Below are 26,403 nucleotides of genomic sequence, written 5' to 3'. Positions count from 1 at the left end.
CCTTATTTTTCCTGCCAGCTGAAGCGACGGGCGATCAGCATCAGCCCCTGCTCCAGCAGTAACCCGACCACGCCAATGATGACGATGGCGATGAGAATGTTTTCGACGTTGAGGTTGTTCCACTCATTCCAGATCCAGAAACCAATCCCTAAGCCGCCTGTCAGCATCTCGGCGGCGACAATCACCAGCCAGGCGATGCCGATCGAGAGACGCACCCCGGTCAGTACCGCAGGCAGCACGGCCGGGAAGAGGATGCGGCGCATGATCGTCCACTCGGAGAGCTGCAGCACGCGGGCCACGTTGAGGTAATCCTGCGGAATGCGGCGCACGCCCTCGGCGGTGTTGATCACCATCGGCCAGATGGAGCAGATAAAAATGGTCCAGCTCGACGCGGGCTCTGCTTTCTGGAACAGCAATAAACCAATAGGCAGCCAGGCCAATGGGCTGACCGGACGCAGCAGCGCAATCAGCGGGCTGAACATGCGAGAGAAAAAGGTGAAGCGGCCAATCAGAAAACCGAGCGGGATACCGACTAACGCGGCCAGGCCAAAGCCCACCGCCACGCGCTGCAGGGAGGCGAGCACGTTCCAGCCGATCCCCATGTCGTTTGGCCCGTCGCGATAAAACGGATCGGCGAACAGGGTGATGGCAGAATCCAGCGTGCTCAGAGGCGTCGGAAAGCCTTTGCTGTTGATTGCCGCCAGTTGCCAGAGCACCACCAGCAGCCCCAGCCCCAGCAGCGCCGGAATGATACGCTGGAGCACATCGTTAATCCGGCGGGCAATCGCCGGAGGACGACGGCGAACCTGAACCGGTGGCAGGGTAATCACCTCGCCACTCACCGGCGTCTCGTGTTTTGATTTCGTGCTGTGCAGATGCTGCATAATCAGGCCCCTTTACGGTGAATAGCGAAGCGGTTGGCATAGCCTTCAGGATCGGTGCCGTTCCAGACGGTGCCGTCCATCAGGGTGCTACTGCGTAGTGGTGACGTCGGTGTGGTAATGCCCCCCACCGCGGTGGCGGCATCCTGCCAGACCGCCGTCTGGTTGATGCGCCGGGCAATGTCGACATAGTCCGGTGCAGATTTAAGCAAGCCCCAGCGGCGGAACTGGGTTAAGAACCACATGCCGTCAGAGAGCCAGGGGTAGCTGACGGCGCCGTCATTGAAGAACCGAATGGGATGCGCGTCCTGCCAGCGCGTGCCCACCCCGTTGTCGTACTCACCCAGCATCCGTCCGGTGAGGTATTGCTCTTTGGTGTTCAGCCATGCGCGACGCGCGAGGATCTGCGCCGTTTCACGTTTGTTTTCCGGGGACGCGTCGATCCAGCGCGCGGCTTCCAGTACAGCACTCACCAGCGCCCGCGCGGTGTGCGGATTTTTCTCCACCCAGTCTCGACGGGTACCGAGGATTTTTTCCGGGTGGTCAGCCCAAATGGACTGTGACGTAGCGGCGGTAAAACCGATACGGTCGTTAATGGCCCGCGCATTCCACGGCTCGCCGACGCAAAAGCCGACCATATTGCCAATGCGCATGTTCATCACCATCTGCGGCGGCGGTACCACCACGGTGCGAACATCGTCGAACGGGTTAATGCCCGCACTGGCCAGCCAGTAATAGAGCCACATGGCGTGCGTGCCCGTCGGGAAGGTATTCGCGAAGGTGTACGTGCCCGGTGCCTGCTGACCAATCAGTTTCTGCAGACCGTCGAGATCGCGAACGCCCTTCTCTGCCAGATCGGCAGAGAGCGTAATCGCCTGGCCGTTCTGGTTGAGGGTCATCAGGTTCGCCATCTGCTGTGGCTTACCGGCGATCCCCAGTTCCAGTCCGTACAGCAGACCGTAAAGAATGTGCGCCGCGTCCAGCTCTCCCGCGACTAACTTGTCGCGTACGGCCGCCCAGCTCGCCTCTTTGGTGGGCACGATGGTAATGCCATGCTTTTTATCGAACCCTTTCAGCGCCGCGATGACCACCGGAGCGCAGTCGGTCAGCGGGATAAACCCGATGCGCACCGTCTCCTGCTCGGGTTTATCCGAGCCTGCCGCCCACGCGGCCTGCATGACACCCGGTAACAACATTGCACTGCTCGCCAGCACGCTGGCCTGCAAAAACCGCCGTCTCGACAAATCCGCCATGACCACTCCTGAAAAAAAGACAAAAAAAAGCGCCCGACAGTACCGAAGCACCGCTGGACGCCTTTATCCCGAAGACTGATGCACCGCCGTTGGCGCACCGTCAAAATTGGTTACTGAAATAATGCAAAGGTAATGCCAGGTTTTAATGCCTTGTTTTTGTGGCTCTTGCCCCACTGGCTCTGCAAAAACGCACCTCAATCAGGCACAACGTGCCCACTGATTGTGCAGCTACTCCTTAGGAGTTAGCTGCCATAACCGCTTCACGGTGAGCAGCGCACGGGCGATATCCACCATGCGCTGATTCTTGTCCATCGCCATTTTGCGCAGCGCCGTCCACGCCTGTTCTTCGCTCATATTGTGGTGGGTCATCAGTACACTTTTGGCTTTATCGATGGTCTTGCGCTCTTCCAGCGTATCGCGCAGCGTCGCGAGCTGACGTGAGAGCTGTTCTATTTCACGAGCCTGCTGGCGAACCAGCGGCAGCAGGGGTTTGTCCGGATAAAGCGCGAGCGGATCGTCATTCTCATCGGCACTTACCGGATGTTGATGGTCATGATGGATACGCTCATCAACCGCCAGCATCAGGTCGGCGATAACCATCTCCTCCAGGGTGCGCAGGTGCTCAAGGCGTGACGTTTGCAGGGCAAACCAGTTCAGCGCCGTGTCGCCATTATCCGCAGCGGGCTGGCGCGTGCAGGCCACGCGCCTGAGCTGCTCCGTCTCACGGTCGGGCTGACAATTGAGGGAAAACGTATTCTGCACATCCGCCGGGCTGTGGCTTAAAAAGATCTCAAAACAGGCCTGCTGGCCATCGATACGGTCAACCAGCCTCTGACGGGTAACATCATCAAAAAAGCCCTGCGTGAAGCCTACAGCCCCCAGCGCCCGCTCTTGTCCCGCCAGCTCTTTGCCCTGCATCAGGCTATACAGGGCGACAAAACGTCCCGCAAGTTGCGGATCGTCAATGCTGTCGTTGAGCTGCGGCACGATACTGAGCAGATGGCGAAGCATGCGACAGTAATGCTCCATCGCCTGCGGGGCGGTAACGGTTTGTTGATTAACCCCTTCTCGCAGGGCGGGGAGTGATTCAAGGCTCTGCAACGCAGCGGCGATGCGCTCACACACGGCGCTGCCCGGCACTGGGGAGTGTTTATCCAGAATGCCATACAGGATGGCGAGGTTTTCATCCACCAGCGCCCGGCTGGCTTTGCATTCGGGGGCATAGAGCTTACCCTGTGAGCAGAGCCAGACGTTTGAGGCACCGCGCTCGCACTGTAGCATATGCACCAGCTGGCTAATGCCATTCACCAGTACACCCAGCTGTGCCAGCTTGCTGAGCTGCTCCTGGCGCAACGCCTTTGCGCGCTGGAGCCATTCGGTGGCACCCGACGAATTGCCAGCCATTAATGTCATGCTTACTCTCCCGGATAACCATACCTGGGAGAATGAAGCAATATTCGTGCCTTAATATAAACAGGAGTCAACATGCAGAAGATAGTGATCGTCGCCAACGGGGCGGCCTACGGCAGCGAATCCCTTTTTAACAGCCTGCGTCTGGCCATAGCGCTGCGCGATAACGCGAGCGAACTGGAGCTGCGGATCTTTTTGATGTCTGACGCGGTCACCGCTGGCCTGAAAGGCCAAAAACCGGCGGAGGGCTACAACATTCAGCAGATGCTGGAGATCCTGACGGCGCAAAACGTGCCGGTAAAACTGTGCAAAACCTGCACCGACGGGCGTGGTATCACCGGGCTGCCGCTGATTGATGGCGTGGAAATCGGCACGCTTGTCGAACTGGCCGAATGGACATTGACCGCCGATAAAGTATTAACTTTTTAATAATTAACCCGCAAAAATATTATTTTCTTATGGACGCGGTTTCAGCATCAAGTTTACCTGCTGGGTTGCCGATAGGCATGGAAACAACACAGCAGGTATTTCACTTATGTTCAGATCGATTCGTGCTCGCATCATTGCCGTGACGACAGGTTGCCTGGTCGTCGCCCTTGTTCTCAATACCGTCATTAATTTCCAGGTCACGCGCCAGGATAACCAGCAGTCGCAGCGTGACATTCTGACCAGCACCAGTGCCAGTCATAACATGGCGATTGCTGACTGGGTGAAAAGCAAAATGACGGTGATTGCCTCCGCTCAGAGCGTGGCGCTGAGTGACGATCCAGTTCCGGTCTTTAAACAACTCGCCCAGGCGGGTGGATTCACCAACGTTTATGTCGGCTATGCCAGCAAAACGGCGAAATTCTCCGACCCGGCGGGCGTGCCTGCGGATTATGATCCGACCATTCGCCCGTGGTATCAGCAGGTGATCAGTCAGGACGGTCCGGTGGTGACCGCCCCTTACGTGGACGCCGGGACCGGGAAACTGGTAGTGACATTTGCGGTGCCGGTAAAAGAAAACGGCACCCTGCAAGCGGTGGTGGCAGGTGACGTGGCTATGGATAGCGTGGTGGCTAACGTACGCGGCATCCATCCGACACCGGCGAGCAGCGGTTTGCTTCTGAACAGCGACGGCAGCGTTATCGCCGCCAGCGATCCAGCCCTGACGCTTAAACCGTTTGCTGAGATCATTACCGGGACCGATTTAGCGACGCTGAAAAGCGGTAACCTGGTTGAGGGTGCATTTGACGGTGGCGAAAAAACCTTCGTCGCCACTGCCGTTCCGGGGACAAACTGGATGCTGGTAGTCGCGCTCGACAATAACGACGCCACCTCCGGCATGCGCTCTCTGCTGAAAGCCTCGGCGTTATCGCTGGTGATCCTCGCCCTGCTGAGCGGTGCGATTGTCCATATCCTGATTGCCCGCCTGCTCAAGCGGTTATCCGATATCCGCGACGCGATGCATAACATTGCCAACGGCACCAACGATCTCTCCCAGCGCCTGCCGGACAGCGGTAACGATGAAGTGGCGCAAATCGCCCAGGCGTTTAACGCCTTCAGCGATAAGCTCTCGGTGGTGATGGTCCAGCTGCGCGATGCCAGTGCCTCGGTGAAAAATGCGGCTCAGGAGATTGCGGCTGGCAACCAGGATCTCTCCGGGCGTACCGAGCAGGCGGCCTCCAGCCTGCGTGAAACCGCCAGTGCCGTAGAGGAGATCACCGCGTCGGTGACCCAGTCAAATGAGTCCGCGGCAGAAGCGAATGAACAGGCGAGTAAAGCCTCCGCTGCGGCCTCACGCGGCGGTGAGGTCGTCTCTCAGGCCATCAGCACCATGCAGTCCATTGAAGTGGCTTCGGCAAAAATTGGCGATATCACCAGCGTGATTGACGGCATCGCCTTCCAGACCAATATCCTGGCGCTGAACGCCTCGGTGGAAGCGGCGCGCGCCGGTGAGCAGGGCCGCGGATTTGCCGTGGTGGCAGGCGAAGTGCGTAACCTGGCGAGCCGCAGCGCCCAGGCGGCGAAGGAGATCAAATCACTTATCGACTCCACCACCGACAGCGTGGCAACCGGCTCCCGCTATGTACACCTGGCCGGGGAAAGCATGGATGAGATCCGCGCCAGCATCGGCAGCGTCTCGGGTATCATGCGTGAAATCTCCATCGCCACCAGCGAGCAGATGAAAGGCATCCATGAGATCAACCATGCTGTCACGCACCTCGACAGAATGGTGCAGCAGAACGCTGAACTGGTGGTGCAATCCGCCGCAGCCGCCAGTGCCCTGCAGAGCCAGGCGGGCGACCTTGCTGAAACAGCCGGACATTTCCGCATTTAATGTTATTCTGGCGCGCCTTCACCGTGTAAATGCGCGCCAGCTGAATGCTTTCAGGGATTTTGTCATTTTTGTTTAAACGTTATGCCATTTTTTGATCAAAATCAGCATCCCGACTCTCCCCCTTTGGTGTTATGCAATGAGTGAATTGTGAACAACATCACGCTCGGAAATGGCAGCAGGGAGAGCGTTGTTTAAGACTACGGGGTAAAAAATGGCACTGGTAAAAACAAGTTTGAAACTGTTTGGCGGGGATACGGTTGTGGTGCGTTGCTCTGAGCAATGCCGTATTCATCTGATGAGTGCGAAAGCACAAAAACAATCGCAGGCGGATATCCTGACCGTGCAGGACGACAAAGCATGGCTTACCGTCCCTTATACCGGCACCTGGGATGTCCTGATTGACAGCCATAGTCAGTCACTCGAACACTCTGTCAGCTACGTGGCCGCTTAAAAACAAACGCCCGGTCTGCACTCTCGCAGCCGGGCGTATTATCAGGCAAAACCCGGACGCAGCGGGTTATTCAGCGGATTTCCTTCCAGCAACGCTTTTACCTTCGCCACCAGCTCATTCAGACACTCGTCCTGCATGCCGAGGCGCGTCAGTTCCTGATCGAGAGAAAACAGATACTGCGCATTTGTGCCGAGCGGTCCGCTGGCTGCCGCAATCAACGGCGCGATCACCTGCGTACGGGTATCCGCTTCATACAGCGGATGGCGCGGATCCATAATAAACACCAGCGCGTTGACGGTGCGTCCGTCATCAAGTTCCAGCTTGCACCAGCTTGGCATATAGCAGCCGGTGATCATCTCGCGCTTCCAGAGCAGCGTCAGCTCCTCTTCGAGCGTGGCATCCGGCAGGCGATACGCCACCCCCGTGGTGCGTCCGCCCTCTTTCAGTGCAAGCATACGTCCCGGCTGACAGGCACTTCCGCGTCCGGCGGTTAATCGCAAGCAAAACGCGCGATGCCACCCCGGGAGCGTACCTGTCGCCGATTCGACAAATTCCAGAGCCGGGTTCCACATCAGCGAACCGTAGCCAAAAATCCATACCGGGCCATCATCCGGGCGGCAGGCAAGCGTGGCAGCGAGCGACGCCGCACGTTGTTCAGCTGACCAGAGAAGCGATTCCTCAATAGCACCAAATGCCGTCTTACAATCTGCCTTCATTAAGAAATCACGCGTTAACACTTTACACCTCCGCCACTGCATGCTTCCTTGCGACATCTGTAGTTCACCTTCCCGGCATTATCTACTGGTCATTTTGCCAGCAGTTGAATAACGATAAGCAATTCGCGGGCCAGTTGCAATACAACGGCAGTTCAACCGCCTGAAAAGTCAAAATGAAGGCAGCTTATTATTTTACGGCTATTTCTTTTTATGCCATTTATCATCGTCTCCTTTCTCGTAGTCATGTTTTACTGCCGCCCAGGCCACTTTATGCGCCGTCTCTTCCCGGCTGGCATCGTCCCGGCGATCGTCTTTATCTTTGTATTGATCCCAGGCGCTGTTAAACGCCTCTTTATAGATATCCTGCGCATGCGCAGGCAGTACGTTTTGCACGTTATCGGGTAATTCGCGTTTCGTTTTATATGGCATCACTAACCTCTCTTTTGCTTAAAGAGATAAGTGTGGACGACGATGCCGCAGGCTGCCAGTCAATGATAAATTCTGAATAGCGATAAAAGTTAATTGCATGTTATTTAACATGTAATTACCACAAACGTGACATTATGAGCATCAGGAGAATAAAAACATAATTAGGGTAAAATTAAGTAAAAGATAAGGGGTATTTAACAGAGATCTGTTAATGTAATGACCTCAAAATTCTATCTATAATTACAAGCACCTGCATTGATGGAGAAGCACATGACAGCAGCACACGAGGCGGTAAAGACCCGCCACAAGGAGACGTCACTCATTTTCCCGGTTCTGGCACTGGCTGTGCTGCTCTTCTGGGGAAGCAGTCAGTCACTGCCAGTGGTGGTTGGTATCAATATTCTTGCGCTGGTGGGGATTTTAACCAGCGCCTTTAGTGTGGTTCGCCATGCAGACGTTTTAGCCCACCGCCTTGGCGAGCCATACGGCTCATTAATTCTCAGCCTTTCCGTTGTGATTCTTGAGGTCAGCCTCATTTCCGCGCTCATGGCGACCGGCGATGCCGCACCCACGCTGATGCGCGATACGCTCTATTCCATCATTATGATTGTGACGGGCGGTCTGGTGGGCTTCTCATTGTTGCTGGGCGGCCGTAAATTCGCCACACAGTATATGAATCTGTTTGGCATCAAACAGTATCTGATCGCCCTGTTCCCGCTGGCGATTATTGTGCTGGTCTTCCCGATGGCACTGCCGGGCGCGAACTTCTCCACCGGTCAGGCGCTGCTGGTCGCATTGATTTCCGCCGCCATGTACGGCGTGTTCCTGTTGATTCAGACCAAAACGCACCAAAGCCTGTTTGTGTACGAGCATGAAGATGACAGCGACGACGATGACCCGCACCACGGCAAACCGTCCGCCCACAGCAGCGCCTGGCACACGGTTTGGCTGATCGTACATCTGATTGCGGTTATCGCCGTCACCAAGATGAACGCCAATCCGCTGGAGACGCTGTTAACCGAGCTGAATGCCCCGGTGGCATTTACCGGCTTCCTGGTAGCGCTGCTGATCCTGTCGCCTGAAGGGCTGGGCGCGTTGAAAGCGGTGCTGAACAATCAGGTACAGCGTGCCATGAACCTGTTCTTCGGCTCGGTACTGGCGACCATTTCGCTTACCGTTCCGGTGGTGACGCTGATTGCCTTTATGACCGGTAACGAACTGCAGTTTGCGCTGGGCGCGCCGGAGATGATTGTGATGGTTGCATCACTGCTGCTGTGTCAGATTTCGTTCTCAACCGGGCGCACCAATGTACTCAACGGCGCGGCGCATATGGCGCTGTTTGTGGCGTATCTGATGACGATATTTGCGTAATTTTATCTGGTGCGGGCTGATGCCCTCACCCCAACCCTCTTCCTTGAGGGATAAAACAAAAAACCCGCCGAAGCGGGTTTTTTATTAGTTGCTGGTATCCAGCTCGTCGAAGCTCTTCACCAGATCGTCAATCGCTTTGATCTGTTTCAGGAACGGCTCCAGTTTGTCCAGCGGCAGCGCGGATGGACCGTCGCATTTCGCATTCGCCGGATCCGGGTGTGCTTCAATGAACAGACCCGCCAGGCCGGTCGCCATACCGGCGCGCGCCAGTTCGGTCACCTGCGCACGACGGCCGCCAGACGCGGCGCCAAACGGGTCGCGGCACTGCAGAGAGTGGGTCACGTCGAAGATCACCGGAGACTGGTTAGAGACGTTTTTCATCACGGTGAAGCCCAGCATATCGACAACCAGGTTGTCGTAACCGAAGTTGGAACCACGGTCGCACAGGATAACCTTGTCGTTGCCGCCTTCGATAAACTTATCGACGATGTTCCCCATCTGGCCTGGGCTCACGAACTGCGGCTTCTTCACGTTGATGACGGCACCCGTTTTCGCCATCGCTTCCACCAGGTCAGTCTGACGAGCCAGGAACGCTGGCAGCTGAATAACGTCAACCACGTCAGCCACAGGCTGCGCCTGAGACGCCTCGTGAACGTCGGTGATCACTTTCACGCCAAAGGTCTGCTTCAGCTCCTGGAAAATTTTCATCCCCTCTTCCAGGCCCGGGCCACGGTAAGAGTGAATAGAGGAGCGGTTGGCTTTGTCAAAAGAGGCCTTAAACACGTACGGGATGCCCAGCTTCTGGGTCACGGTCACGTAGTGCTCGCAGATACGCATGGCGAGATCGCGGGATTCCAGCACGTTCATACCGCCAAACAGCACGAACGGCAGGTCGTTTGCCACGTTGATATCACCAATGCTAACCACTTTTTGTTTCATAGGATCGCCTTATTCAGGTGTGAATCGGAATTAAGATTAATGCAGTGTAATTTGTTTGTGCGAGATCGCGTTGATCTGCGCGCGGATCATTTCGCTGATCGGATCTTCCGGACACTGCTCGACGAAATAGCTTAAATCGTTCAGCGCCACATGCTCACAGTCGAGCTGGGCATAAATCAGCCCGCGGTCGCGAATTTCGTACGGATCTTCCGGATTAAACTGCAGCAGCACTTCGCTGGCGCGCAAGGCCAGCTCCATCTGCCGCTCTTCCATCAGCGCAGATTTCAGCGTATCCAGCAGCTTGCGAATAACCTCGGCGTTATCGGCCTCGTCGAGATCTTCGTTAAAGAGCTCGGCCACCGGGCTGATATTACCTTTCAGCCAGACATCCAGCGTATGTTCATCCAGCGTATCGCCGTTAAACGGATTGATTAACCACATCTCCCCGTCCAGCCACTCGGCACGCAGGATCATCTGCGTCGGGAAAATGACCGGCACCAGTGGAATATCCAGACGGTGCGCGATCCACAGCAAAATAGAGCCCAGCGCAACGGCGCTGCCCTGACGATTTTTTAAGACCTGGTCCAGCCATAATGCGTCAGACAGGCGATACACGCCACGCGTGTCGCAGAAACCCCACTCGCCGTAGAAAAGCTCAAGCAGCTTCTCCAGTTGCCAGTCCTGCGGACGCGCCTGATTGATCTCTTCGCGCGCCAGGCTGACCAGATTCTCCAGCTCATCGTAGACATACTGCGACGTAAAATCGTCGCGAATCATCTCCGAAATCAGGATCATGCCATCGCAGAGCGGCACTTTATTAAATTCGAAATCGGCTAAGGACCTCATGACTTACCCCAGTAACGACTGCGCGTACAACGACGTCCAGACGCGATAAAACCCAAAACGATGTAGATGATAACGCCAAACGGCCTCTCAGTCAGCCATGTGCCTTTATCCGTAAATGGCAGATAGCCCGAATTCATGACCACTGTCCCAGCGTCAGACGGTCGTTGCCGCCGTAGTCGCGACAGGTTTCGACGGCGTGGAAGCCCGCGTCAGTGAATAACGCACGCACGGCTTCCCCTTGCGTCCAGCCATGCTCCACCAGCAGCCATCCGCCGGGCAGGAGGTGTTGTCGTGACGTTGTCACAATGTGTTCCAGATCGGCCAGTCCAGCATTGCCCGCGACCAGCGCCGTCAACGGTTCAAAGCGAACATCGCCCTGCGCCAGGTGCGGGTCGTGTTCGTCGATATAAGGAGGATTACTGACAATCATCCCGAAGGAGCGGCCTGCCAGCGCGCTAAACCAGCTGCTCTGCAGCACCGTCACGTTATGACGTTCGAGACGTGCCACGTTACGCTTCGCCAGCGCCACGGCATCGGGCATCACATCAACGGCCGTGACGTCACAGTCCGGACGTTCGCTGGCTAGCGCAAGCGCAATCGCGCCAGTGCCGGTACCAAGATCGAGGATCTCGCAGGGTTCCGCCGGTAACCGTTCCAGCGCCTGTTCGACCAGACATTCGGTGTCCGGACGCGGGATCAGAGTGGCCGCGGAGACGTAAAGCGGTAATGACCAGAATTCACGCTCCCCGACCAGATGCGCCACCGGCTCGCCGGCTTGACGTCGGGCAAGCAGCGCGGCCAGCTGCGCCTCCTGCTCTGCGGTCAGTTCGGTTTCACCGAAGGCCAGCAGATACGTGCGGGCTTTACCCGTCACATATTCCAGCAAAATTTCGGCGTCGCGCTTCGGGCTTTCACTGTCAGAGAGCGCGCCGGTGGCCTGGCGTAACCAGCTCTGAAAATCCATTATTCCTGCTCGGACAGCGCCGCCAGCTGGTCGGCCTGGTATTCCTGCACGATAGGCTCAATCAGCATATCGAGCTTGCCTTCCATCACCTCATCCAGACGGTATAACGTCAGGTTGATGCGGTGGTCGGTCACGCGGCCCTGCGGGAAGTTGTAGGTGCGGTTACGATCGCTACGATCGCCGCTGCCCAGCAGGTTACGACGGGTTGACGCTTCTGCCTGCTGGCGTTTGGCCATTTCCGCCGCGTGGATACGCGCGCCCAGCACGGACAGCGCTTTGGCTTTGTTTTTGTGCTGAGAACGTTCGTCCTGACACTCCACCACAATGCCGGTTGGCAGGTGGGTAATACGGATGGCGGAGTCGGTGGTGTTAACGTGCTGACCACCCGCCCCGGAAGAACGGAAGGTATCGATACGCAGATCCGCCGGGTTAATGTCCGGCAGTTCCGCCTCCGGCAGCTCTGGCATCACCGCAACCGTACAGGCTGAAGTGTGAATACGGCCCTGCGACTCGGTCGCCGGTACACGCTGCACGCGATGGCCGCCGGACTCAAACTTGAGACGGCCGTACACGCCGTCACCGCTGATTTTGGCGATCACCTCTTTAAAACCACCGTGCTCGCCTTCGTTGGCGCTCATGATCTCCACGCGCCAGCGACGCGATTCGGCGTAACGGCTGTACATGCGGAACAGGTCTCCGGCGAACAGTGCCGCCTCATCACCGCCCGTTCCGGCGCGGACTTCCACAAACGCGTTACGCTCATCATCCGGATCTTTCGGCAGCAGGAGCACCTGCAGCTGTTGCTCCATCTCTTCTGAACGCGCTTTGGCATCCTGCAGCTCTTCCTGCGCCATTTCACGCATTTCAGGGTCGTCGAGCATCATCTGCGCGGTTTCGATATCTTCCTGAACCTGTTGCCAGTCGGTAAAGCATTTTGAAACATCACTTAACTGCGCATATTCACGCGACAGTGCGCGAAAACGTTCCTGGTCCGCAATGGTCCCGGCATCGCCGAGCAGCGCCTGAACTTCTTCATGGCGCTCGTGCAGAGCTTCCAGTTTAGCGACGATAGAAGGCTTCATAGGCGTAAGTGCACCTTGTAATAGAAAATGGGTATAGGGCGCTATTCCAGCCCGAGGCTGTTGCGCAGAATAGTCAGGCGTTCATCGTCCCCGTCACGGGCAGCCTGCTGAAGTGATTTGGTTGGTGCATGGATCAGGCGATTGGTCAGTTTCCAGGCCAGATCCTGCATAATAGCGTGCGCGTCGCCGCCCTGATCCAGAGCCGCTAACGCTTTGGCAGTCAGGTCATCACGCACCTGCTCCGCCTGACCGCGATATTCGCGGATGGTCTCGCTGACGCTTTGCGCGCGCAGCCAGGCCATAAACTCACTGGTTTCCTGCTCGACGATGGTTTCCGCCTGCACCGCTGCCGCTTTACGCTGGGCAAGGTTGTGCGAAATGATGCTTTGCAGGTCATCCACGCTGTAGAGATAGGCGTTAGCCAGTTTGCCAACCTCCGGCTCGACATCACGCGGAACGGCGATATCCACCAGCAGCATTGGCTGATTACGACGGGATTTCAGCGCGCGCTCTACCATCCCTTTACCGATAATCGGCAGCGGGCTGGCCGTCGAACTAATGATGATGTCCGCCTCTTTCAGGCGTTCGTCGATCTCGCTCAGCGCAATCACCTCGGCCCCGACTTCGTCTGCCAGTACCTGCGCACGTTCGCGGGTACGGTTGGCGATAACCATCTTTTTCACTTTATGCTCGCGCAGATGGCGCGCCACAAGCTCAATGGTTTCGCCCGCGCCGACCAGCATCACGGTGACGGTCGACAGGGATTCGAAGATTTGACGTGCAAGGGTACAGGCCGCGAACGCAACAGAAACCGCACTGGCACCAATGTCGGTTTCGGTTCGCACACGCTTCGCCACGGAGAAAGACTTCTGGAACATACGCTCCAGCTCGCTGGCTTTCAGATGCCCTTTTTGCGAATCGGCAAACGCTTTTTTAACCTGACCGAGAATTTGCGGCTCTCCCAGTACCAGCGAATCCAGACCGCTGGCCACGCGCATAAGATGGCTCACCGCATCGTTATCCTGATGCCAGTAAAGACTCTTACGCAGCTCGTCTTCGTTGAGATTGTGGTAGTCGCATAACCAGCGGATCAGCGCTTCATGCAGGTTATCCTGCTCTTCCACGCTTAAGTAAAGCTCGGTACGGTTGCACGTCGAGAGCACCACGCCGCCCTGCACCATCGGTTGTGCAAGCAGACTATCCAGCGCCAGGTCGAGCGTATCCGGCGAAAACGTGACGCGTTCTCGCAGCGAAACCGGGGCGGTTTTGTGGTTAATGCCGAGTGCTAATAGGGTCATGTTGAGCGGGAGTAGTACCAGCGTTAATAAGGTTAGCAAGACGCATCATACAGGATGCGCGAGATCAATAAAAGAGACTGCCCCCTTTCGGAGTAATAGGTTACTCAACGCTTTGAGATAATTTGAACGTAGACGGTGACACCCTTCGACGCTAGCATTAACAGTTATAACTGCAACGTATCTCAAGGATTTGTCCTCATTATGACCCGACTGATTCGCCTGCTGCCGCTGGCAGCACTGGTTCTGACCGCATGTTCCGTCACTCAACCAAAAGGCCCGGGCAAAAGCCCTGACTCACCACAGTGGCGTCAGCACCAGCAGGACGTACGTAATTTAAGCCAGTACCAGACCCGCGGCGCGTTTGCTTATCTCTCCGATGAACAAAAAGTGTATGCCCGCTTCTTCTGGCAACAAACGGGGCAGGATAACTACCGCCTGCTGCTGCTGAACCCGTTGGGCAGCACCGAGCTGGAACTCAACGCTAAGCCGGGTGAAGCGCAGATCACCGATAACAAAGGCCAGCACTACACCGCCACCGACGCGGAAGAGATGATTGGCAAACTGACCGGAATGCCTATCCCGCTGAACAGCCTGCGCCAGTGGATCCTGGGCCTGCCGGGTGACGCCACCGACTACACCCTGGACGATCAGTACCGTCTGAGCCAGGTGAACTACACGCAGAACGGTAAAACCTGGAAAGTGGTGTACAGCGCCTATGACAGCAACAGTAAACCATCGCTGCCATCGAATATGGAGCTGACGCAGGGTAGCCAGCGCATCAAGCTGAAAATGGACAACTGGATCGTTAAATGATGACCCACTGGCCCTCTCCGGCAAAACTTAACCTTTTTTTGTACATCACCGGCCAACGTGCTGACGGGTATCACACCCTGCAGACGCTGTTTCAGTTTATCGATTATGGCGACACGCTCTCTATTGAGCTGCGTCAGGACGGGCAGATTTGTCTGTTGACGCCGGTGGAAGGCGTGGAGCATGAGGATAACCTGATCGTGCGCGCCGCGCGTCTGCTGATGAGCGCAGCGGCTGACGCCGGGCGCTTGCCCGTCGGGAGCGGTGCGGATATTCGCGTTGAGAAGCGTCTGCCGATGGGCGGTGGGCTGGGTGGCGGTTCATCCAATGCCGCGACCGTCCTGGTCGCCCTGAATCATCTCTGGGGCTGCGGGTTGTCGACGGATGAACTGGCCGCGTTAGGGTTAACCCTCGGGGCGGATGTTCCGGTGTTTGTTCGCGGTCATGCTGCATTTGCTGAAGGGGTGGGTGAAATCCTCTCCCCGGTTGAACCGCCGGAAAAATGGTACCTCGTAGCCCATCCGGGCGTCAGCATTCCGACCCCGGTTATCTTTAAGGATCCTGACCTGCCACGCAATACCCCGGTGCGGTCAATAGAAACGTTATTAAATTGTGAATTCAGCAACGATTGCGAGGTTATCGCAAGAAAACGTTTTCGCGAGGTTGATGCGGCGCTTTCCTGGCTGTTAGAATACGCGCCGTCGCGCCTGACTGGTACAGGGGCCTGTGTCTTTGCTGAATTTGACACCGAATCCGCCGCTCGTCAGGTGCTTGAGCAAGCGCCGGTTTGGCTGCATGGTTTTGTAGCCCGCGGGATGAACATCTCCCCTCTACAGCAGACCATTCTGGCGCAGACTGAGTTTCGGTGACAACGTCACCCTGTTCCAGACGTTGCATCGCGCTCTTTAATACACCGCCTGGATAGCATTTCGCCTGGCCCCGCACAGTTTGCGGCGAGTGCTATCCACCACTGGACGCATGCCTGAGGTTCTTCTCGTGCCTGATATGAAGCTTTTTGCTGGTAACGCCACCCCGGAACTAGCACAACGTATTGCCAACCGCCTGTACACTTCCCTCGGCGACGCCGCTGTAGGTCGCTTTAGCGACGGCGAAGTCAGCGTACAAATTAACGAAAATGTACGCGGTGGTGATATTTTCATCATCCAGTCCACCTGTGCTCCAACGAACGACAACCTGATGGAATTGGTTGTTATGGTCGATGCCCTGCGCCGCGCTTCTGCAGGCCGTATCACTGCTGTAATCCCTTACTTTGGCTATGCCCGCCAGGACCGTCGCGTCCGTTCCGCGCGTGTGCCAATCACCGCTAAAGTTGTCGCGGACTTCCTGTCCAGCGTTGGCGTTGACCGCGTACTGACCGTTGATCTCCACGCAGAGCAGATCCAGGGCTTCTTCGACGTCCCGGTTGATAACGTATTCGGCAGCCCAATCCTGCTGGAAGATATGCTGCAGCTGAACCTGGACAACCCGATTGTGGTGTCTCCGGACATCGGCGGTGTGGTCCGTGCCCGTGCTATCGCTAAGCTGCTGAACGATACCGACATGGCAATCATCGACAAACGCCGTCCGCGCGCTAACGTTTCTCAGGTGATGCACATCATCGGTGACGTCGCTGGCCGTGACTGCGTGCTGGTTGACGACATGATCGATACCGGCGGTACGCTGTGTAAAGCCGCTGAAGCGCTGAAAGAGCGTGGTGCCAAGCGCGTGTTCGCGTACGCGACTCACCCGATCTTCTCCGGTAACGCGGTAAACAACCTCCGTAACTCCGTCATTGACGAAGTTGTGGTATGCGATACCATCCCACTGAGTGACGAGATCAAGGCACTGCCAAACGTGCGTACCCTGACCCTGTCCGGGATGCTGGCCGAAGCGATTCGTCGTATCAGCAACGAAGAATCCATCTCTGCAATGTTCGAACACTAATCGAACACGGCCGAAAAACCCGCTGCGGCGGGTTTTTTTGTCTCTGGGTTTTATTTGTATGATTAATGCCTCCTTCACCTGCCATTGATATGACAGATGATGCGCATACGGATGATAGATAATTGTGAAAAACATCACTTCCTCACATGTTCTGCCCTTTCGCGCCCTCATCGACGCATGCTGGAAAGAGAAATACACCTCGTCACGCTTTATCCGTGACCTGATTGCCGGGATCACCGTTGGTATTATTGCCATTCCGCTGGCCATGGCGCTGGCGATTGGCAGCGGCGTGGCTCCACAGTATGGCCTGTATACCTCGGCCGTCGCCGGGATCGTGATTGCTCTCACGGGCGGTTCGCGTTTCAGCGTGTCCGGCCCAACCGCTGCTTTTGTGGTGATCCTCTATCCGGTATCACAGCAGTTTGGTCTGGCAGGCCTGCTGGTTGCCACGCTCATGTCTGGCCTCTTTTTGATTCTCTTTGGCCTGGCCCGCTTTGGCCGGTTGATTGAATATATTCCCCTTTCCGTCACGCTGGGGTTCACCTCCGGGATCGGCATCACCATCGGGACGATGCAAATCAAGGATTTCCTCGGCCTGCAAATGGCTCACGTTCCTGAACACTACCTGCAAAAAGTGGGCGCGCTGTTTATGGCGCTGCCGACTGCGAATCTGGGCGACGCCGCCATCGGGATTGTGACGCTGGGCACGCTGATCGTCTGGCCTCGTCTGGGGATCCGTCTCCCGGGCCATCTGCCCGCCCTGCTGCTGGGCTGCGCGGTGATGGCTATCGTGAATATGCTCGGCGGACACGTTGCCACCATCGGCTCGCAGTTCCACTATGTTCTGGCGGATGGTTCACAGGGCAGCGGCATTCCGCAGCTGTTACCGCAGCTGGTGCTGCCGTGGGAACTGCCCGGCTCCAGCTTTACCTTAAGCTGGGATTCGCTGCGTGCACTGCTGCCCGCCGCCTTTTCCATGGCGATGCTGGGGGCGATTGAATCTCTGCTCTGCGCCGTGGTGCTCGATGGCATGACCGGTACCAAGCACAAAGCCAACAGCGAGCTGGTCGGCCAGGGCTTAGGTAACCTCATTGCCCCGTTCTTTGGCGGTATTACGGCCACCGCGGCTATCGCCCGTTCTGCAGCCAACGTGCGCGCGGGCGCAACCTCACCGGTTTCAGCGGTTATCCACTCCGTGCTGGTGATCCTCGCATTGCTGATCCTCGCGCCGCTGCTCTCCTGGCTGCCGCTCTCCGCCATGGCCGCCCTGCTGCTGATGGTGGCCTGGAACATGAGCGAAGCGCATAAGGTGGTGAACCTGCTGCGTCGCGCACCGAAAGACGACATCATCGTCATGCTGATCTGTATGTCGCTGACCGTGCTGTTCGATATGGTGATCGCCATCAGCGTCGGCATCGTGCTGGCCTCCCTGCTGTTTATGCGCCGGATCGCGCAGATGACGCGCCTTTCCCCGGTAAACGTGGAGGTGCCTGATGATGTGCTGGTGCTGCGGGTGATCGGTCCGCTGTTCTTCGCTGCGGCGGAAGGCCTGTTCAGCGATCTGGAATCCCGCATTGCGGGCAAACGGATTGTGGTGCTGAAATGGGATGCCGTACCGGTGCTGGATGCCGGTGGACTGGACGCCTTCCAGCGCTTTGTAAAACGTCTGCCGGAAGGCTGTGAGCTGCGGGTGAGTAATCTGGAATTTCAGCCGCTGCGCACCATGGCGCGCGCTGGCGTGCAGCCGATCCCTGGCCGCCTTGCCTTCTATCCCAACCGCGACGCCGCGTTAGCGGATCTGTGATTCATCTGATGCGGAGAAACGTCTCTGCATCATTATCCCTATCGCCTGCTGGAGCCATTCAAGCACAGCAGGCGTCATCCACGTCCCTTTCATCAGATGCGGCTCCTGCTGCATAGCAGCACGAAACTTTTGCTGCGTCTCAGGGTTTGTTCCTGCGTATGACTGAAACAACGCCAGCCAGGTTTCAGCCAGCTTTTGCGCCTCGTCAGAGGCGGGGTCGAGATTTTCCCGCTGCGCCTGGTGCAGCTTCGCCACCAGCGGCGGCCACTCCATCATGCGGTCAAAGTAATGTTTCCGGGTAAAAGCCATCTCATCGGCAGAGAGATATTTCTCCCAGATGACCAGCTTCGATTCGGCAAACGCCCGCGTGATGTAGTCGGTCATCTCTGCGGTGATGCCCGTTTGCTCACGCATTTGCGGCTCGACGCTGTGCATCTCGTTCAGCCGGGTGAGAAACTCCGGCTTGCCGGCAGTGTCCTGCTCCAGGCGCTCCATCCAGCGCGTCGCGAGATCCATCGCCCGCGGGTCAGAAACGGGTATGTGCTGTTCCAGCAGCGTGTTGGCCTCGGTAACCAGCCCTGACCAGACAGCCGCAAGCGCATCTTTCTGCACCGCAAACGGCAGTTGCTGTAACTCTTCTTTGCTAAACCAGCGATCGTACATATTCATTAACTCCAGAGTCTGTAGCCAGGATTCCAGATCGGGCGTTTCATCGCCGGTAAGCCCGGTGCGCAAGTCCACCAGCCTGTCGCGCAGCGTGTTAATGCTGCGCAGCTGTTTATCCAGAAGAGTGATTTGCGCATCGAGGAGTTCCGTTAACGAAAGCGACTCCTGCTCCAGAAAATCCCTGATTTCAGCAAGCTCCAGCCCCGCTTTTGCCAGTGCCTGAATCATATGCAAGCGCTGTACATCCGCCAGATTATAAAGCCGGTAACCTGCCGCGCTTCTGGCAGAAGGCAGCAATAACCCTGTTTGCTCATAGTGATGCAATGTTCGCACGGTGATCCCGGCCCGTTTCGCCAGTTCACCCACCTGAATCAACATAACTGCTCCTTTTACTTTGCCAGTGCCGCCACTCTGGTGCCTTACGTTACGTGAGGGTCAACCCCTGAGGCAAAAAAAAACGACTCCATCAGGAGTCGTTTCAGTGTTCTTTATTGTCTGCGCACTAGCTGTGCTTATGCTGGTCGCGGCGGCAGCGTTTGTCGTAATGGCGCACCCACCAGTATTTATCACACACCTCTTCATGACCGCTCACACGCGCCCCGGCGAGCCACAGTACCGCCCCCAGGAAGATGCTTAATACCGCGCCATGCGCGAAGTATTGTGGGAGATCAAGCTGCGGCAATTGGTTTAAAATTGAATAACCCACACCGGCTACCATCACAAACAGCCCCAACCCCATCAGCACGTTACCGAGTAACGAAGCGTTTTTGCGTTTCATATGTCACCTCCGGAACCTTGGGTTGTAGGGAATAAATCCCTATTCCTTGTGTGTAAAGTATAGACAACGCCACTTTTATGAGTTGCGTGAATGATCACAATTACAGATTACTCCCAAACAAAAATTTACAAATAACGCATTGAACAGCTTGAAATTCTAATTGTTCAAATAAGTAATTATTCGTATTTCGCTGTTAAGGTCGCAGAATTTTGTCAAGCGGCGCGCCAGACAGTAAACTACGCGCCAGATCTGGAACCCATTAGGAATTGAATCGTGACGATTAAACTGATTGTCGGCCTCGCCAACCCAGGCGCAGAGTACGCTGCAACCCGCCACAATGCCGGGGCCTGGTACGTTGATCTGCTGGCCGAACGGTTACGTGCTCCCCTGCGTGAAGAACCAAAATTCTACGGGTATACCTCACGTATCAATCTCGCCGGTGCGGATGTGCGCCTGCTGGTGCCTACCACCTTTATGAATCTGAGCGGCAAGGCCGTGGCGGCAATGGCGACGTTTTATCGCATCAATCCGGATGAGATTCTGGTTGCTCACGATGAGCTGGACCTGCCGCCAGGCGTGGCAAAGTTTAAACTGGGCGGCGGCCATGGCGGACACAACGGTCTGAAAGATATCATCAGCAAGCTGGGTAATAACCCGAATTTTCACCGTTTGCGCGTAGGAATCGGCCATCCGGGCGATAAAAACAAAGTTGTTGGTTTTGTGCTGGGTAAACCCCCGGTTTCTGAGCAGAAACTGATTGATGAGGCGGTAGACGAAGCGGCGCGCTGCACTGAAATCTGGCTCAAAGATGGGTTAACCAAAGCGACAAACCGCCTGCACGCTTTCAAAGCGCAATAATCTGCCCGATACGGCATTTTTACCGCGCGGTAGGCGGGTTACGTGTATAATAGGCGTAGTTATTTACTTTTCATCAGTCGGTTATCGTTAACGGATTGATTATCAAGATATTAAGGTGATTTAGAAATGGGATTCAAATGCGGTATCGTCGGTCTGCCAAACGTGGGCAAATCCACCCTGTTTAACGCGCTTACCAAAGCGGGTATCGAAGCGGCGAACTTCCCGTTCTGTACCATCGAACCTAACACTGGCGTTGTGCCAATGCCTGACCCGCGTCTGGACCAGCTCGCGGAAATCGTGAAGCCGCAGCGCATTCTGCCAACCACCATGGAGTTCGTGGACATCGCGGGCCTGGTGAAGGGTGCATCCAAAGGTGAAGGTCTGGGTAACCAGTTCCTGACCAACATCCGTGAAACCGAAGCGATCGGTCACGTGGTGCGTTGCTTCGAGAACGACAACATTATCCACGTAGCGGGCAAAGTAAACCCGGCGGAAGATATTGATGTCATCAACACCGAGCTGGCGCTGTCGGATCTGGATACCTGCGAACGTGCGATCCACCGTATCTCCAAAAAAGCCAAAGGTGGCGATAAAGACGCCAAAGCCGAATTAGCGGTGCTGGAAAAATGTCTGCCACAGCTGGAAAACGCAGGTATGCTGCGCTCACTGGACCTGAGCAAAGACGAGAAAGAGCTTATCCGCTACCTGAGCTTCCTGACGCTGAAGCCAACCATGTACATTGCCAACGTGAACGAAGACGGTTTTGAAAATAACCCGTACCTCGATCAGGTGCGTGCTATCGCCGAGAAAGAAGGTTCTGTCGTTGTTCCGGTTTGTGCCGCTGTAGAAGCCGATATCGCCGAGCTGGATGACGAAGAGCGTGACGAGTTCATGGCCGAGCTGGGTCTGGAAGAGCCAGGTCTGAACCGCGTTATCCGTGCAGGTTATGCCCTGCTCAACCTGCAGACCTACTTCACCGCTGGCGTGAAAGAAGTGCGTGCATGGACTATCCCTGTTGGCGCAACGGCTCCACAGGCTGCGGGCAAGATCCACACCGATTTCGAGAAAGGCTTTATCCGTGCGCAGACTATCGCGTTCGAAGACTTCATTACCTACAAGGGTGAGCAAGGCGCGAAAGAAGCCGGCAAGATGCGTGCTGAAGGGAAAGACTACATCGTTAAAGATGGCGATGTGATGAACTTCCTGTTTAACGTCTGAGTCGGTATGAATGAAAAAAATCCACGCTTCGGCGTGGATTTTTTTATTGCGGGGTCAGAACACATTGGCTAGGCGTTCTGTTTTCATGCTGGGTTCAAAAGGAATAATGTCAGCAGTCGCAAGCTTTAACCTCTGAAACGGATCCTCGCGTAGTCGCTCTTCAAGTGAGGCAAGACTCTCACATTTAGCGAGAATGACACCACCGTTTCTCGGGACCCGTCTTCCGGATGCGAGGAAAATCCCCTCTGCATACCCTTTTTTTAGCCACTCAACATGCGCTGGTATCGCTGCATCAATCTCTTCGAGTGGTTTGATATAGGTTAAAATGACAATATAAACTGTGCTCATGCTTTGCCTCTCAGCTGTGTTTTAAGCCGCTTGTTGGAATTGATTATGCAGTCCCTCTTTTGCCACCCGGTTATTGTTATCATTTTGGGCGCATTTGATCTTAATATGCAGGGCCTGAGCAAGACAACGCGTTACGCGTCATATCCCAGGAGTAAAACCAATCATGCCAGCCGTTTTTTTTTGCTGGATAGCTACAGACAACGACCACTTCCTTTGACAGGTTGAATGTTAAGTAATAGAAAGTCGCGCCTTCAGGAGGTGCAGACCAAAATAGTTTGTCGCCCTGAGCATTGAAGATGGTCAAAACGGTTTATAATGGCTTTGGCTCGCTTAACGCAAAGACTAACTGGCGTGTTGAGTCGACCATTGCATAGTCTAAAAATGGCATATTAACCAGTATGTTACTTTCACCACATGCCCATTGAAGCAGGTCATTCTCTTTACTACAAATGAGATTTTCAATCATTGGCAAACCTCAAATTTTAAAGTTTGAGCTGTTTCAAATCACCTTCAAAAAGCCCCACAAGATAAACCCGGTATCGGGCTGGCTGCACTTCTTTATACGTTAATACAGTAGAAAACTCTTTTAAACACTTTGAACATGTGTTTTGCGAAACATTTAGTTGGCTGTCATCGTAAATATATATATTATTATCACTGACGAACTTCACACCTCTCATTTTCTTAACCAGGAAGTATTTTACCTCTTCAGAAAGCAAGTCGAACTCATATGAGTTCACGATGGAATAGATTATTACACCCTCGCATTCAGGGCATGCTATTTCTGTGCCATAATCTATAAAGTCATTATCTATGCCATCCAGGACTAATATTTTCTTCTTCAGTCGATTAGTTATTTTCATTTCTTTTAAAGTTTTGAATTTATTAATAGACAAGTAAAGTGAGAAGAAGACGGGGCGATTTATTAATCACTAACATTATTTAATCAAACATTCCATTCGATATAAATACCACAATCGAAGCTTTTTTCATTTGACTGTACAATAATTCTTCCCCATTCATGATCCCATTGAATTCCATATGGGGGAGTGATAATTTTAAGTTTGGGATGTGAGGTTATTTCACTCTCAATCCATGCTGTCAAGCGTTGTTCTTCTTCAGATAAATTACTCAAATTGGCTCTTTTATTCCAATCTCCTAAAGTTTTATAAAAATTTCCATTCTTACTTGTAAGGAATATTGAAGGGGAAAAAGAAAACACTGAAGGCCTCAGTTCCAAAATGAAAGTTTGATCTTTCCAGTCTATATTATCAATAGAGAAGTAATAATGGCCTATTGTCGTAAATGGCGAGAATAACTTGTAAAACTCCGAATTTTTAAACGTCTCTAAATTCTTTAATTCAAGGGGGTGGTTATCAATGGCCACTAAGCCACTATTAACATCAAAATGCATTTCTAACATATCTAAACCACCTTATCTGAAAGTGACTATGTTATATTCCAAACTATATATACCCCATGATTAAATGATTTTATCTCATATGAGACGGAAACCCGTCCCCATTCAAAGCGCCATCTCATCATGTCTGTTTCCGTGGTATCAGGCGTTTCCAGGTTTAATGATTCTTTCAGCCAATCAGACAAGCTTTTCACTGAGTCATTAAGCATATGAATATTAGTTCGCGCATTCCAGTCATTTAATGCGTTATAGTATTGACTATTTTTATCAACAAGATGAAGCATAAAAGGAAATCCATAGCACACTGGACGTATAGTAACTTGAAATTCTTTGTCGAAAAACGCTACTGAGTCAACAAGGTAGTGATTCGGCATGGTTTTATTTACAGCTTTTCGCTTGATTAATTCGTGGTATAAACCACTCTTACAAAAGCCTTCTTCAGTATCCATTCCCAAAGGCAGATCATCAAATTTCAGATCACCGGTAATCGGATTTAAATTTAATGCAATCATGTTCCCCTGCTTTACTTTTGACTGTCTAACAAGATCTTATGATATATTCTACTTAACATGATAACAACCATATGACGAGTATTTTCCGTGTACAAATTACATTTGTTATAACATTTACAATTACATGCGCATAACAATAAAGTCTTATTGCCAATGGTGCAATAAGTCAATCCACATTTCTTTTTCCCCTGCGCAAACTTTTATGCCATCTCTATTTTGTTTTACATACTGCATGTATGTTTCATAAATAGCTCTTATCATCACCGTTTTTTCAGAGCGAGATCCTTCAATCAACGTCATTAGTTTTTCTAAATAAATTGATGAATTCACTCTTTCGTTGAAAAAAACATTGAGGTAATCTAGTACTTCATTATATGAATCGTAATTCATGACCGGCTTCTCTGATTTCTTATTCCGATTTATTTTAGCATATCCAATTTCTGGTATGCGCCTAAAACTGTGTTTCCATTTTCCAAAGGAGCCATGTATGCAAGGCGTAAATTCATACCGGAACGCTACGCATGGAGATTCTGGTTGGTCTGTACACCAGTTTAAGCAATAAAGACTAATCATTTTCTATGTCAGGAAGAGGAGTCGTAATGCCAAGAACATCTCGCCCAAATCGAATATCTTCGTCGGTTTTCTTTTTTAACTTAAGGATTACAACACCCAGTAGAGCATTATTTTTATCTGAATAAATTTTAAAGGAAAATAACTTAGTTCGGATATTAATTACTAAGACAGTTTCTTCATCAAAATTTTCAAGAGCAATAATTAATTCATCAAGACCTTCTACCTCCAACCCTGTAAGTTTTGTATTATTTTTATGCGCTTTCATTATTCGCAACTCATCTTGAGTATTGTTTATAAATGATGCACATTGAAGATTATTATTTTTATTTAAAGAAGAACTATATTCATTCGGTATTTTTTCTCGCGCATAATCAATAAGCTTATTATCATTTATCATGGTAACATCACCTCAATGTAGCCTCTTAAAAGTCCTTTCAGAAAGATTTCACGTTCCTTCATGCATCAAACCACCACGAATCACCTTGTGAAGGAGTCTATTGAAAGTGCAGTGTCTATATCCGATCCATGCAACCGCGCTGTCATCTCTCTTTATTTCTGTACCTCAGAGTAATCGGCCAGGTCAAAAAATACCGAAACTGATTGTCGTGCAACCCTGTCTCACGATACAGGAGTTCCCCCTGCATCCGCATGTTCTGGGAATATCTTGATCCCTGCGTCTCGCTCTCGCGCAGTAGCTTGCCCCAGGTACTGTTCCCCCCTTCCCAGCGCACCTGCCCTTCGATATCCACTATCCGCTCCGGCATGCCGTTGGGCTGGCAATGGAACCAGAAGATCGCCGATGCATCATCGCCGTCAATACGCGCCAGCGGATCGTAGCTGTCCTGGTCGCTGTAGACTCAAACCATCGGCACGTTCCCGTGCATCCGTGCAGCAGACGGTAATGGGTTATTTTCTCAATCGCCCCTTAGAGTGGATTATCATCAGCGGCGAACAGTTAGTGAATAAAATTAAAAGAAAGACATCAAGCGTAATGCGTGATATATAAATTAAAAGCTGTAATTAATCTTTTTACTATTTTTCACAGATAAGGATTGGGACGAGTCAAGAGTCATTTATCCTGTCAGAGGCATCAACCTGTTCATCGTCCAAAAAAATGTCACAAACCACCTAAGTAAAGTAATTTTCCATTTAAATGTTAGTCAGCAAAAATAAAAATAAATATCACGTATCAAATCTCCATCCACTTCATCAACAGTTCTTGTTTTGACTTTATTAAATTCAGCTAAAATACCTTTTACTGGCACTTCATGCATTGATATGTCTTCATAAAAAGCTTCCTGCTGGCTTTCCCGAACATATTTTTTCATTAAATAAACAAGATTCTCTCGTAACTCTTTTTCTGTCATCGCTTTTACTCCGGATTTATACTATCATACAAAAAAAGAGATTACCTCCTGATGTCGATGGTAATAGCATAACCTTAGTAAAACAATACAGGATATTAATTGAAATAACAATCTTGCCAGTTTTGCTTATAAAAGTTTATTGCCA

General features: G+C 53.2%; 28 protein-coding genes and 2 pseudogenes. 10 read left to right on the top strand and 20 right to left on the bottom strand.

Annotation, left to right across the window (positions count from 1 at the left end; all coding sequences use genetic code 11):
* Positions 1-2: 2 nt before the first annotated feature.
* The 3 genes from ntrB to nasR form a co-directional block, all read right to left on the bottom strand.
* A complete protein-coding gene (gene ntrB, locus EKN38_RS23530) occupies positions 3-884 on the bottom strand; it encodes a nitrate ABC transporter permease (RefSeq protein WP_014832267.1) in 882 nt (293 codons plus the stop codon).
* A gap of 2 nt (positions 885-886) precedes the next feature.
* A complete protein-coding gene (locus EKN38_RS23525) occupies positions 887-2,134 on the bottom strand; it encodes a CmpA/NrtA family ABC transporter substrate-binding protein (RefSeq protein WP_014832268.1) in 1,248 nt (415 codons plus the stop codon).
* A 228-nt stretch (positions 2,135-2,362) separates the two neighbouring features.
* A complete protein-coding gene (gene nasR / locus EKN38_RS23515) occupies positions 2,363-3,547 on the bottom strand; it encodes a nitrate regulatory protein NasR (RefSeq protein ID WP_014832269.1) in 1,185 nt (394 codons plus the stop codon).
* 72 nt (positions 3,548-3,619) lie between these two features.
* Here nasR and EKN38_RS23510 point away from each other — a divergent pair, with 72 nt between their 5' ends.
* The 3 genes from EKN38_RS23510 (at position 3,620) to EKN38_RS23500 (ending at position 6,315) form a co-directional block, all read left to right on the top strand.
* Positions 3,620-3,973 carry a DsrE/DsrF/TusD sulfur relay family protein gene (locus tag EKN38_RS23510; protein ID WP_014832270.1) on the top strand — a complete coding sequence of 118 codons (354 nt, stop codon included), beginning with the start codon at positions 3,620-3,622 and terminating at the stop codon, positions 3,971-3,973.
* A gap of 106 nt (positions 3,974-4,079) precedes the next feature.
* Entirely contained in the window at positions 4,080-5,864 is a 1,785-nt protein-coding gene (locus EKN38_RS23505) for a methyl-accepting chemotaxis protein (RefSeq protein WP_014832271.1), read from the top strand.
* Positions 5,865-6,075: 211 nt separating this feature from the next.
* Positions 6,076-6,315 (top strand): DUF1883 domain-containing protein, encoded by a 240-nt coding sequence (locus EKN38_RS23500; RefSeq protein ID WP_014832272.1) that lies wholly within the window; start codon positions 6,076-6,078, stop codon positions 6,313-6,315.
* A gap of 41 nt (positions 6,316-6,356) precedes the next feature.
* Here the strand turns inward: EKN38_RS23500 and EKN38_RS23495 are convergent, their stop codons facing one another.
* Positions 6,357-7,052, bottom strand: coding sequence for a gamma-glutamylcyclotransferase (locus EKN38_RS23495; RefSeq protein ID WP_013096242.1), 696 nt, complete (start codon positions 7,050-7,052; stop codon positions 6,357-6,359).
* Positions 7,053-7,229: 177 nt separating this feature from the next.
* Positions 7,230-7,460 carry a putative cation transport regulator ChaB gene (gene chaB / locus EKN38_RS23490; RefSeq protein WP_014832274.1) on the bottom strand — a complete coding sequence of 77 codons (231 nt, stop codon included), beginning with the start codon at positions 7,458-7,460 and terminating at the stop codon, positions 7,230-7,232.
* A gap of 270 nt (positions 7,461-7,730) precedes the next feature.
* Between chaB and chaA the strand changes: the two genes are divergently transcribed.
* Positions 7,731-8,831: a sodium-potassium/proton antiporter ChaA gene (chaA, locus tag EKN38_RS23485; protein ID WP_014832275.1), complete on the top strand. Its 1,101-nt coding sequence runs from the start codon at positions 7,731-7,733 to the stop codon at positions 8,829-8,831.
* Positions 8,832-8,915: 84 nt separating this feature from the next.
* Here the strand turns inward: chaA and kdsA are convergent, their stop codons facing one another.
* The 6 genes and pseudogenes from kdsA to hemA all read right to left on the bottom strand — a co-directional run bounded on the left by kdsA (position 8,916) and on the right by hemA (position 13,960).
* Complete coding sequence (gene kdsA, locus EKN38_RS23480; protein WP_013096237.1) at positions 8,916-9,770, bottom strand: 3-deoxy-8-phosphooctulonate synthase; 855 nt, start codon at positions 9,768-9,770, stop codon at positions 8,916-8,918.
* A 36-nt stretch (positions 9,771-9,806) separates the two neighbouring features.
* On the bottom strand, positions 9,807-10,616 hold the full coding sequence (gene sirB1 / locus EKN38_RS23475; RefSeq protein ID WP_014832276.1) for an invasion regulator SirB1: 810 nt from the start codon (positions 10,614-10,616) through the stop codon (positions 9,807-9,809).
* Positions 10,617-10,630: 14 nt separating this feature from the next.
* Positions 10,631-10,744 (bottom strand): annotated as a pseudogene (locus tag EKN38_RS26100) (siroheme synthase); the annotation flags it as partial.
* 5 nt (positions 10,745-10,749) lie between these two features.
* Entirely contained in the window at positions 10,750-11,580 is an 831-nt protein-coding gene (gene prmC, locus EKN38_RS23465; protein ID WP_014832277.1) for a peptide chain release factor N(5)-glutamine methyltransferase, read from the bottom strand.
* Complete coding sequence (gene prfA / locus EKN38_RS23460; RefSeq protein ID WP_013096233.1) at positions 11,580-12,662, bottom strand: peptide chain release factor 1; 1,083 nt, start codon at positions 12,660-12,662, stop codon at positions 11,580-11,582. The genes prmC and prfA overlap by 1 nt, the downstream gene beginning before the upstream one ends.
* A 41-nt stretch (positions 12,663-12,703) precedes the next feature.
* Positions 12,704-13,960 carry a glutamyl-tRNA reductase gene (gene hemA, locus EKN38_RS23455; RefSeq protein ID WP_014832278.1) on the bottom strand — a complete coding sequence of 419 codons (1,257 nt, stop codon included), beginning with the start codon at positions 13,958-13,960 and terminating at the stop codon, positions 12,704-12,706.
* Positions 13,961-14,161: 201 nt separating this feature from the next.
* Between hemA and lolB the strand changes: the two genes are divergently transcribed.
* The 4 genes from lolB (at position 14,162) to dauA (ending at position 18,518) form a co-directional block, all read left to right on the top strand.
* The gene (gene lolB, locus EKN38_RS23450) at positions 14,162-14,773 is read left to right on the top strand and encodes a lipoprotein insertase outer membrane protein LolB (RefSeq protein ID WP_013096231.1); all 612 of its coding nucleotides are present in this window, start codon (positions 14,162-14,164) and stop codon (positions 14,771-14,773) included.
* Positions 14,770-15,639 (top strand): 4-(cytidine 5'-diphospho)-2-C-methyl-D-erythritol kinase, encoded by an 870-nt coding sequence (gene ispE, locus EKN38_RS23445; RefSeq protein WP_014832279.1) that lies wholly within the window; start codon positions 14,770-14,772, stop codon positions 15,637-15,639. Before lolB ends, ispE begins: the two co-directional genes overlap by 4 nt.
* A 127-nt stretch (positions 15,640-15,766) precedes the next feature.
* The gene (gene prs, locus EKN38_RS23440; protein WP_003856663.1) at positions 15,767-16,714 is read left to right on the top strand and encodes a ribose-phosphate diphosphokinase; all 948 of its coding nucleotides are present in this window, start codon (positions 15,767-15,769) and stop codon (positions 16,712-16,714) included.
* Positions 16,715-16,838: 124 nt separating this feature from the next.
* Entirely contained in the window at positions 16,839-18,518 is a 1,680-nt protein-coding gene (gene dauA / locus EKN38_RS23435; protein WP_014832280.1) for a C4-dicarboxylic acid transporter DauA, read from the top strand.
* Here the strand turns inward: dauA and EKN38_RS23430 are convergent.
* Both EKN38_RS23430 and ychH read right to left on the bottom strand, forming a co-directional pair.
* Positions 18,504-19,562, bottom strand: coding sequence for a MerR family transcriptional regulator (locus EKN38_RS23430; RefSeq protein ID WP_014832281.1), 1,059 nt, complete (start codon positions 19,560-19,562; stop codon positions 18,504-18,506). The two genes, dauA and EKN38_RS23430, sit on opposite strands and share 15 nt — an antisense overlap.
* A gap of 124 nt (positions 19,563-19,686) precedes the next feature.
* Positions 19,687-19,962 (bottom strand): stress-induced protein YchH, encoded by a 276-nt coding sequence (ychH, locus tag EKN38_RS23425; RefSeq protein WP_013096227.1) that lies wholly within the window; start codon positions 19,960-19,962, stop codon positions 19,687-19,689.
* Positions 19,963-20,235: 273 nt separating this feature from the next.
* Between ychH and pth the strand changes: the two genes are divergently transcribed.
* Both pth and ychF read left to right on the top strand, forming a co-directional pair.
* Positions 20,236-20,820 carry an aminoacyl-tRNA hydrolase gene (gene pth, locus EKN38_RS23420; protein ID WP_013096226.1) on the top strand — a complete coding sequence of 195 codons (585 nt, stop codon included), beginning with the start codon at positions 20,236-20,238 and terminating at the stop codon, positions 20,818-20,820.
* Positions 20,821-20,946: 126 nt separating this feature from the next.
* Positions 20,947-22,038 (top strand): redox-regulated ATPase YchF, encoded by a 1,092-nt coding sequence (gene ychF / locus EKN38_RS23415; RefSeq protein ID WP_013096225.1) that lies wholly within the window; start codon positions 20,947-20,949, stop codon positions 22,036-22,038.
* A gap of 54 nt (positions 22,039-22,092) precedes the next feature.
* On the opposite strand, the gene EKN38_RS23410 is transcribed toward ychF, so the two are convergent.
* From EKN38_RS23410 to EKN38_RS23370, 7 genes and pseudogenes are all read right to left on the bottom strand, one after another.
* Entirely contained in the window at positions 22,093-22,386 is a 294-nt protein-coding gene (locus tag EKN38_RS23410; protein WP_014832282.1) for a YciI family protein, read from the bottom strand.
* 946 nt (positions 22,387-23,332) lie between these two features.
* Complete coding sequence (locus EKN38_RS23395) at positions 23,333-23,809, bottom strand: hypothetical protein (RefSeq protein ID WP_050861335.1); 477 nt, start codon at positions 23,807-23,809, stop codon at positions 23,333-23,335.
* A gap of 26 nt (positions 23,810-23,835) precedes the next feature.
* Entirely contained in the window at positions 23,836-24,318 is a 483-nt protein-coding gene (locus EKN38_RS23390) for a hypothetical protein (RefSeq protein WP_014832285.1), read from the bottom strand.
* A 144-nt stretch (positions 24,319-24,462) separates the two neighbouring features.
* Positions 24,463-24,708: a hypothetical protein gene (locus tag EKN38_RS23385; protein WP_126522913.1), complete on the bottom strand. Its 246-nt coding sequence runs from the start codon at positions 24,706-24,708 to the stop codon at positions 24,463-24,465.
* Positions 24,709-24,883: 175 nt separating this feature from the next.
* A complete protein-coding gene (locus tag EKN38_RS23380) occupies positions 24,884-25,288 on the bottom strand; it encodes a hypothetical protein (protein ID WP_014832287.1) in 405 nt (134 codons plus the stop codon).
* A 187-nt stretch (positions 25,289-25,475) separates the two neighbouring features.
* Positions 25,476-25,775, bottom strand: a pseudogene (locus tag EKN38_RS23375) (RHS domain-containing protein); the annotation flags it as partial.
* A 276-nt stretch (positions 25,776-26,051) separates the two neighbouring features.
* Positions 26,052-26,258 (bottom strand): hypothetical protein, encoded by a 207-nt coding sequence (locus EKN38_RS23370; RefSeq protein ID WP_014832289.1) that lies wholly within the window; start codon positions 26,256-26,258, stop codon positions 26,052-26,054.
* Positions 26,259-26,403 lie beyond the last annotated feature (145 nt).

This window comes from Enterobacter sp. WCHEn045836 (assembly GCF_003965585.1).
Classification (GTDB): Bacteria; Pseudomonadota; Gammaproteobacteria; order Enterobacterales; family Enterobacteriaceae; genus Enterobacter; species Enterobacter dissolvens.
Note: the sequence above shows the minus strand (reverse complement) of the source record. Positions and strands in the feature narration are given on the sequence as shown.

Coding starts and splice junctions, on each gene's coding strand:
- ntrB (WP_014832267.1), bottom strand. CDS start 884: ATGCAGCATCTGCACAGCACGAAATCAAAACACGAGACGCCGGTGAGT.
- EKN38_RS23525 (WP_014832268.1), bottom strand. CDS start 2,134: ATGGCGGATTTGTCGAGACGGCGGTTTTTGCAGGCCAGCGTGCTGGCG.
- nasR (WP_014832269.1), bottom strand. CDS start 3,547: ATGACATTAATGGCTGGCAATTCGTCGGGTGCCACCGAATGGCTCCAG.
- EKN38_RS23510 (WP_014832270.1), top strand. CDS start 3,620: ATGCAGAAGATAGTGATCGTCGCCAACGGGGCGGCCTACGGCAGCGAA.
- EKN38_RS23505 (WP_014832271.1), top strand. CDS start 4,080: ATGTTCAGATCGATTCGTGCTCGCATCATTGCCGTGACGACAGGTTGC.
- EKN38_RS23500 (WP_014832272.1), top strand. CDS start 6,076: ATGGCACTGGTAAAAACAAGTTTGAAACTGTTTGGCGGGGATACGGTT.
- chaB (WP_014832274.1), bottom strand. CDS start 7,460: ATGCCATATAAAACGAAACGCGAATTACCCGATAACGTGCAAAACGTA.
- chaA (WP_014832275.1), top strand. CDS start 7,731: ATGACAGCAGCACACGAGGCGGTAAAGACCCGCCACAAGGAGACGTCA.
- kdsA (WP_013096237.1), bottom strand. CDS start 9,770: ATGAAACAAAAAGTGGTTAGCATTGGTGATATCAACGTGGCAAACGAC.
- sirB1 (WP_014832276.1), bottom strand. CDS start 10,616: ATGAGGTCCTTAGCCGATTTCGAATTTAATAAAGTGCCGCTCTGCGAT.
- prmC (WP_014832277.1), bottom strand. CDS start 11,580: ATGGATTTTCAGAGCTGGTTACGCCAGGCCACCGGCGCGCTCTCTGAC.
- prfA (WP_013096233.1), bottom strand. CDS start 12,662: ATGAAGCCTTCTATCGTCGCTAAACTGGAAGCTCTGCACGAGCGCCAT.
- hemA (WP_014832278.1), bottom strand. CDS start 13,960: ATGACCCTATTAGCACTCGGCATTAACCACAAAACCGCCCCGGTTTCG.
- lolB (WP_013096231.1), top strand. CDS start 14,162: ATGACCCGACTGATTCGCCTGCTGCCGCTGGCAGCACTGGTTCTGACC.
- ispE (WP_014832279.1), top strand. CDS start 14,770: ATGATGACCCACTGGCCCTCTCCGGCAAAACTTAACCTTTTTTTGTAC.
- EKN38_RS23430 (WP_014832281.1), bottom strand. CDS start 19,562: ATGTTGATTCAGGTGGGTGAACTGGCGAAACGGGCCGGGATCACCGTG.
- ychH (WP_013096227.1), bottom strand. CDS start 19,962: ATGAAACGCAAAAACGCTTCGTTACTCGGTAACGTGCTGATGGGGTTG.
- ychF (WP_013096225.1), top strand. CDS start 20,947: ATGGGATTCAAATGCGGTATCGTCGGTCTGCCAAACGTGGGCAAATCC.
- EKN38_RS23410 (WP_014832282.1), bottom strand. CDS start 22,386: ATGAGCACAGTTTATATTGTCATTTTAACCTATATCAAACCACTCGAA.
- EKN38_RS23395 (WP_050861335.1), bottom strand. CDS start 23,809: ATGTTAGAAATGCATTTTGATGTTAATAGTGGCTTAGTGGCCATTGAT.
- EKN38_RS23390 (WP_014832285.1), bottom strand. CDS start 24,318: ATGATTGCATTAAATTTAAATCCGATTACCGGTGATCTGAAATTTGAT.
- EKN38_RS23385 (WP_126522913.1), bottom strand. CDS start 24,708: ATGAATTACGATTCATATAATGAAGTACTAGATTACCTCAATGTTTTT.
- EKN38_RS23380 (WP_014832287.1), bottom strand. CDS start 25,288: ATGATAAATGATAATAAGCTTATTGATTATGCGCGAGAAAAAATACCG.
- EKN38_RS23370 (WP_014832289.1), bottom strand. CDS start 26,258: ATGACAGAAAAAGAGTTACGAGAGAATCTTGTTTATTTAATGAAAAAA.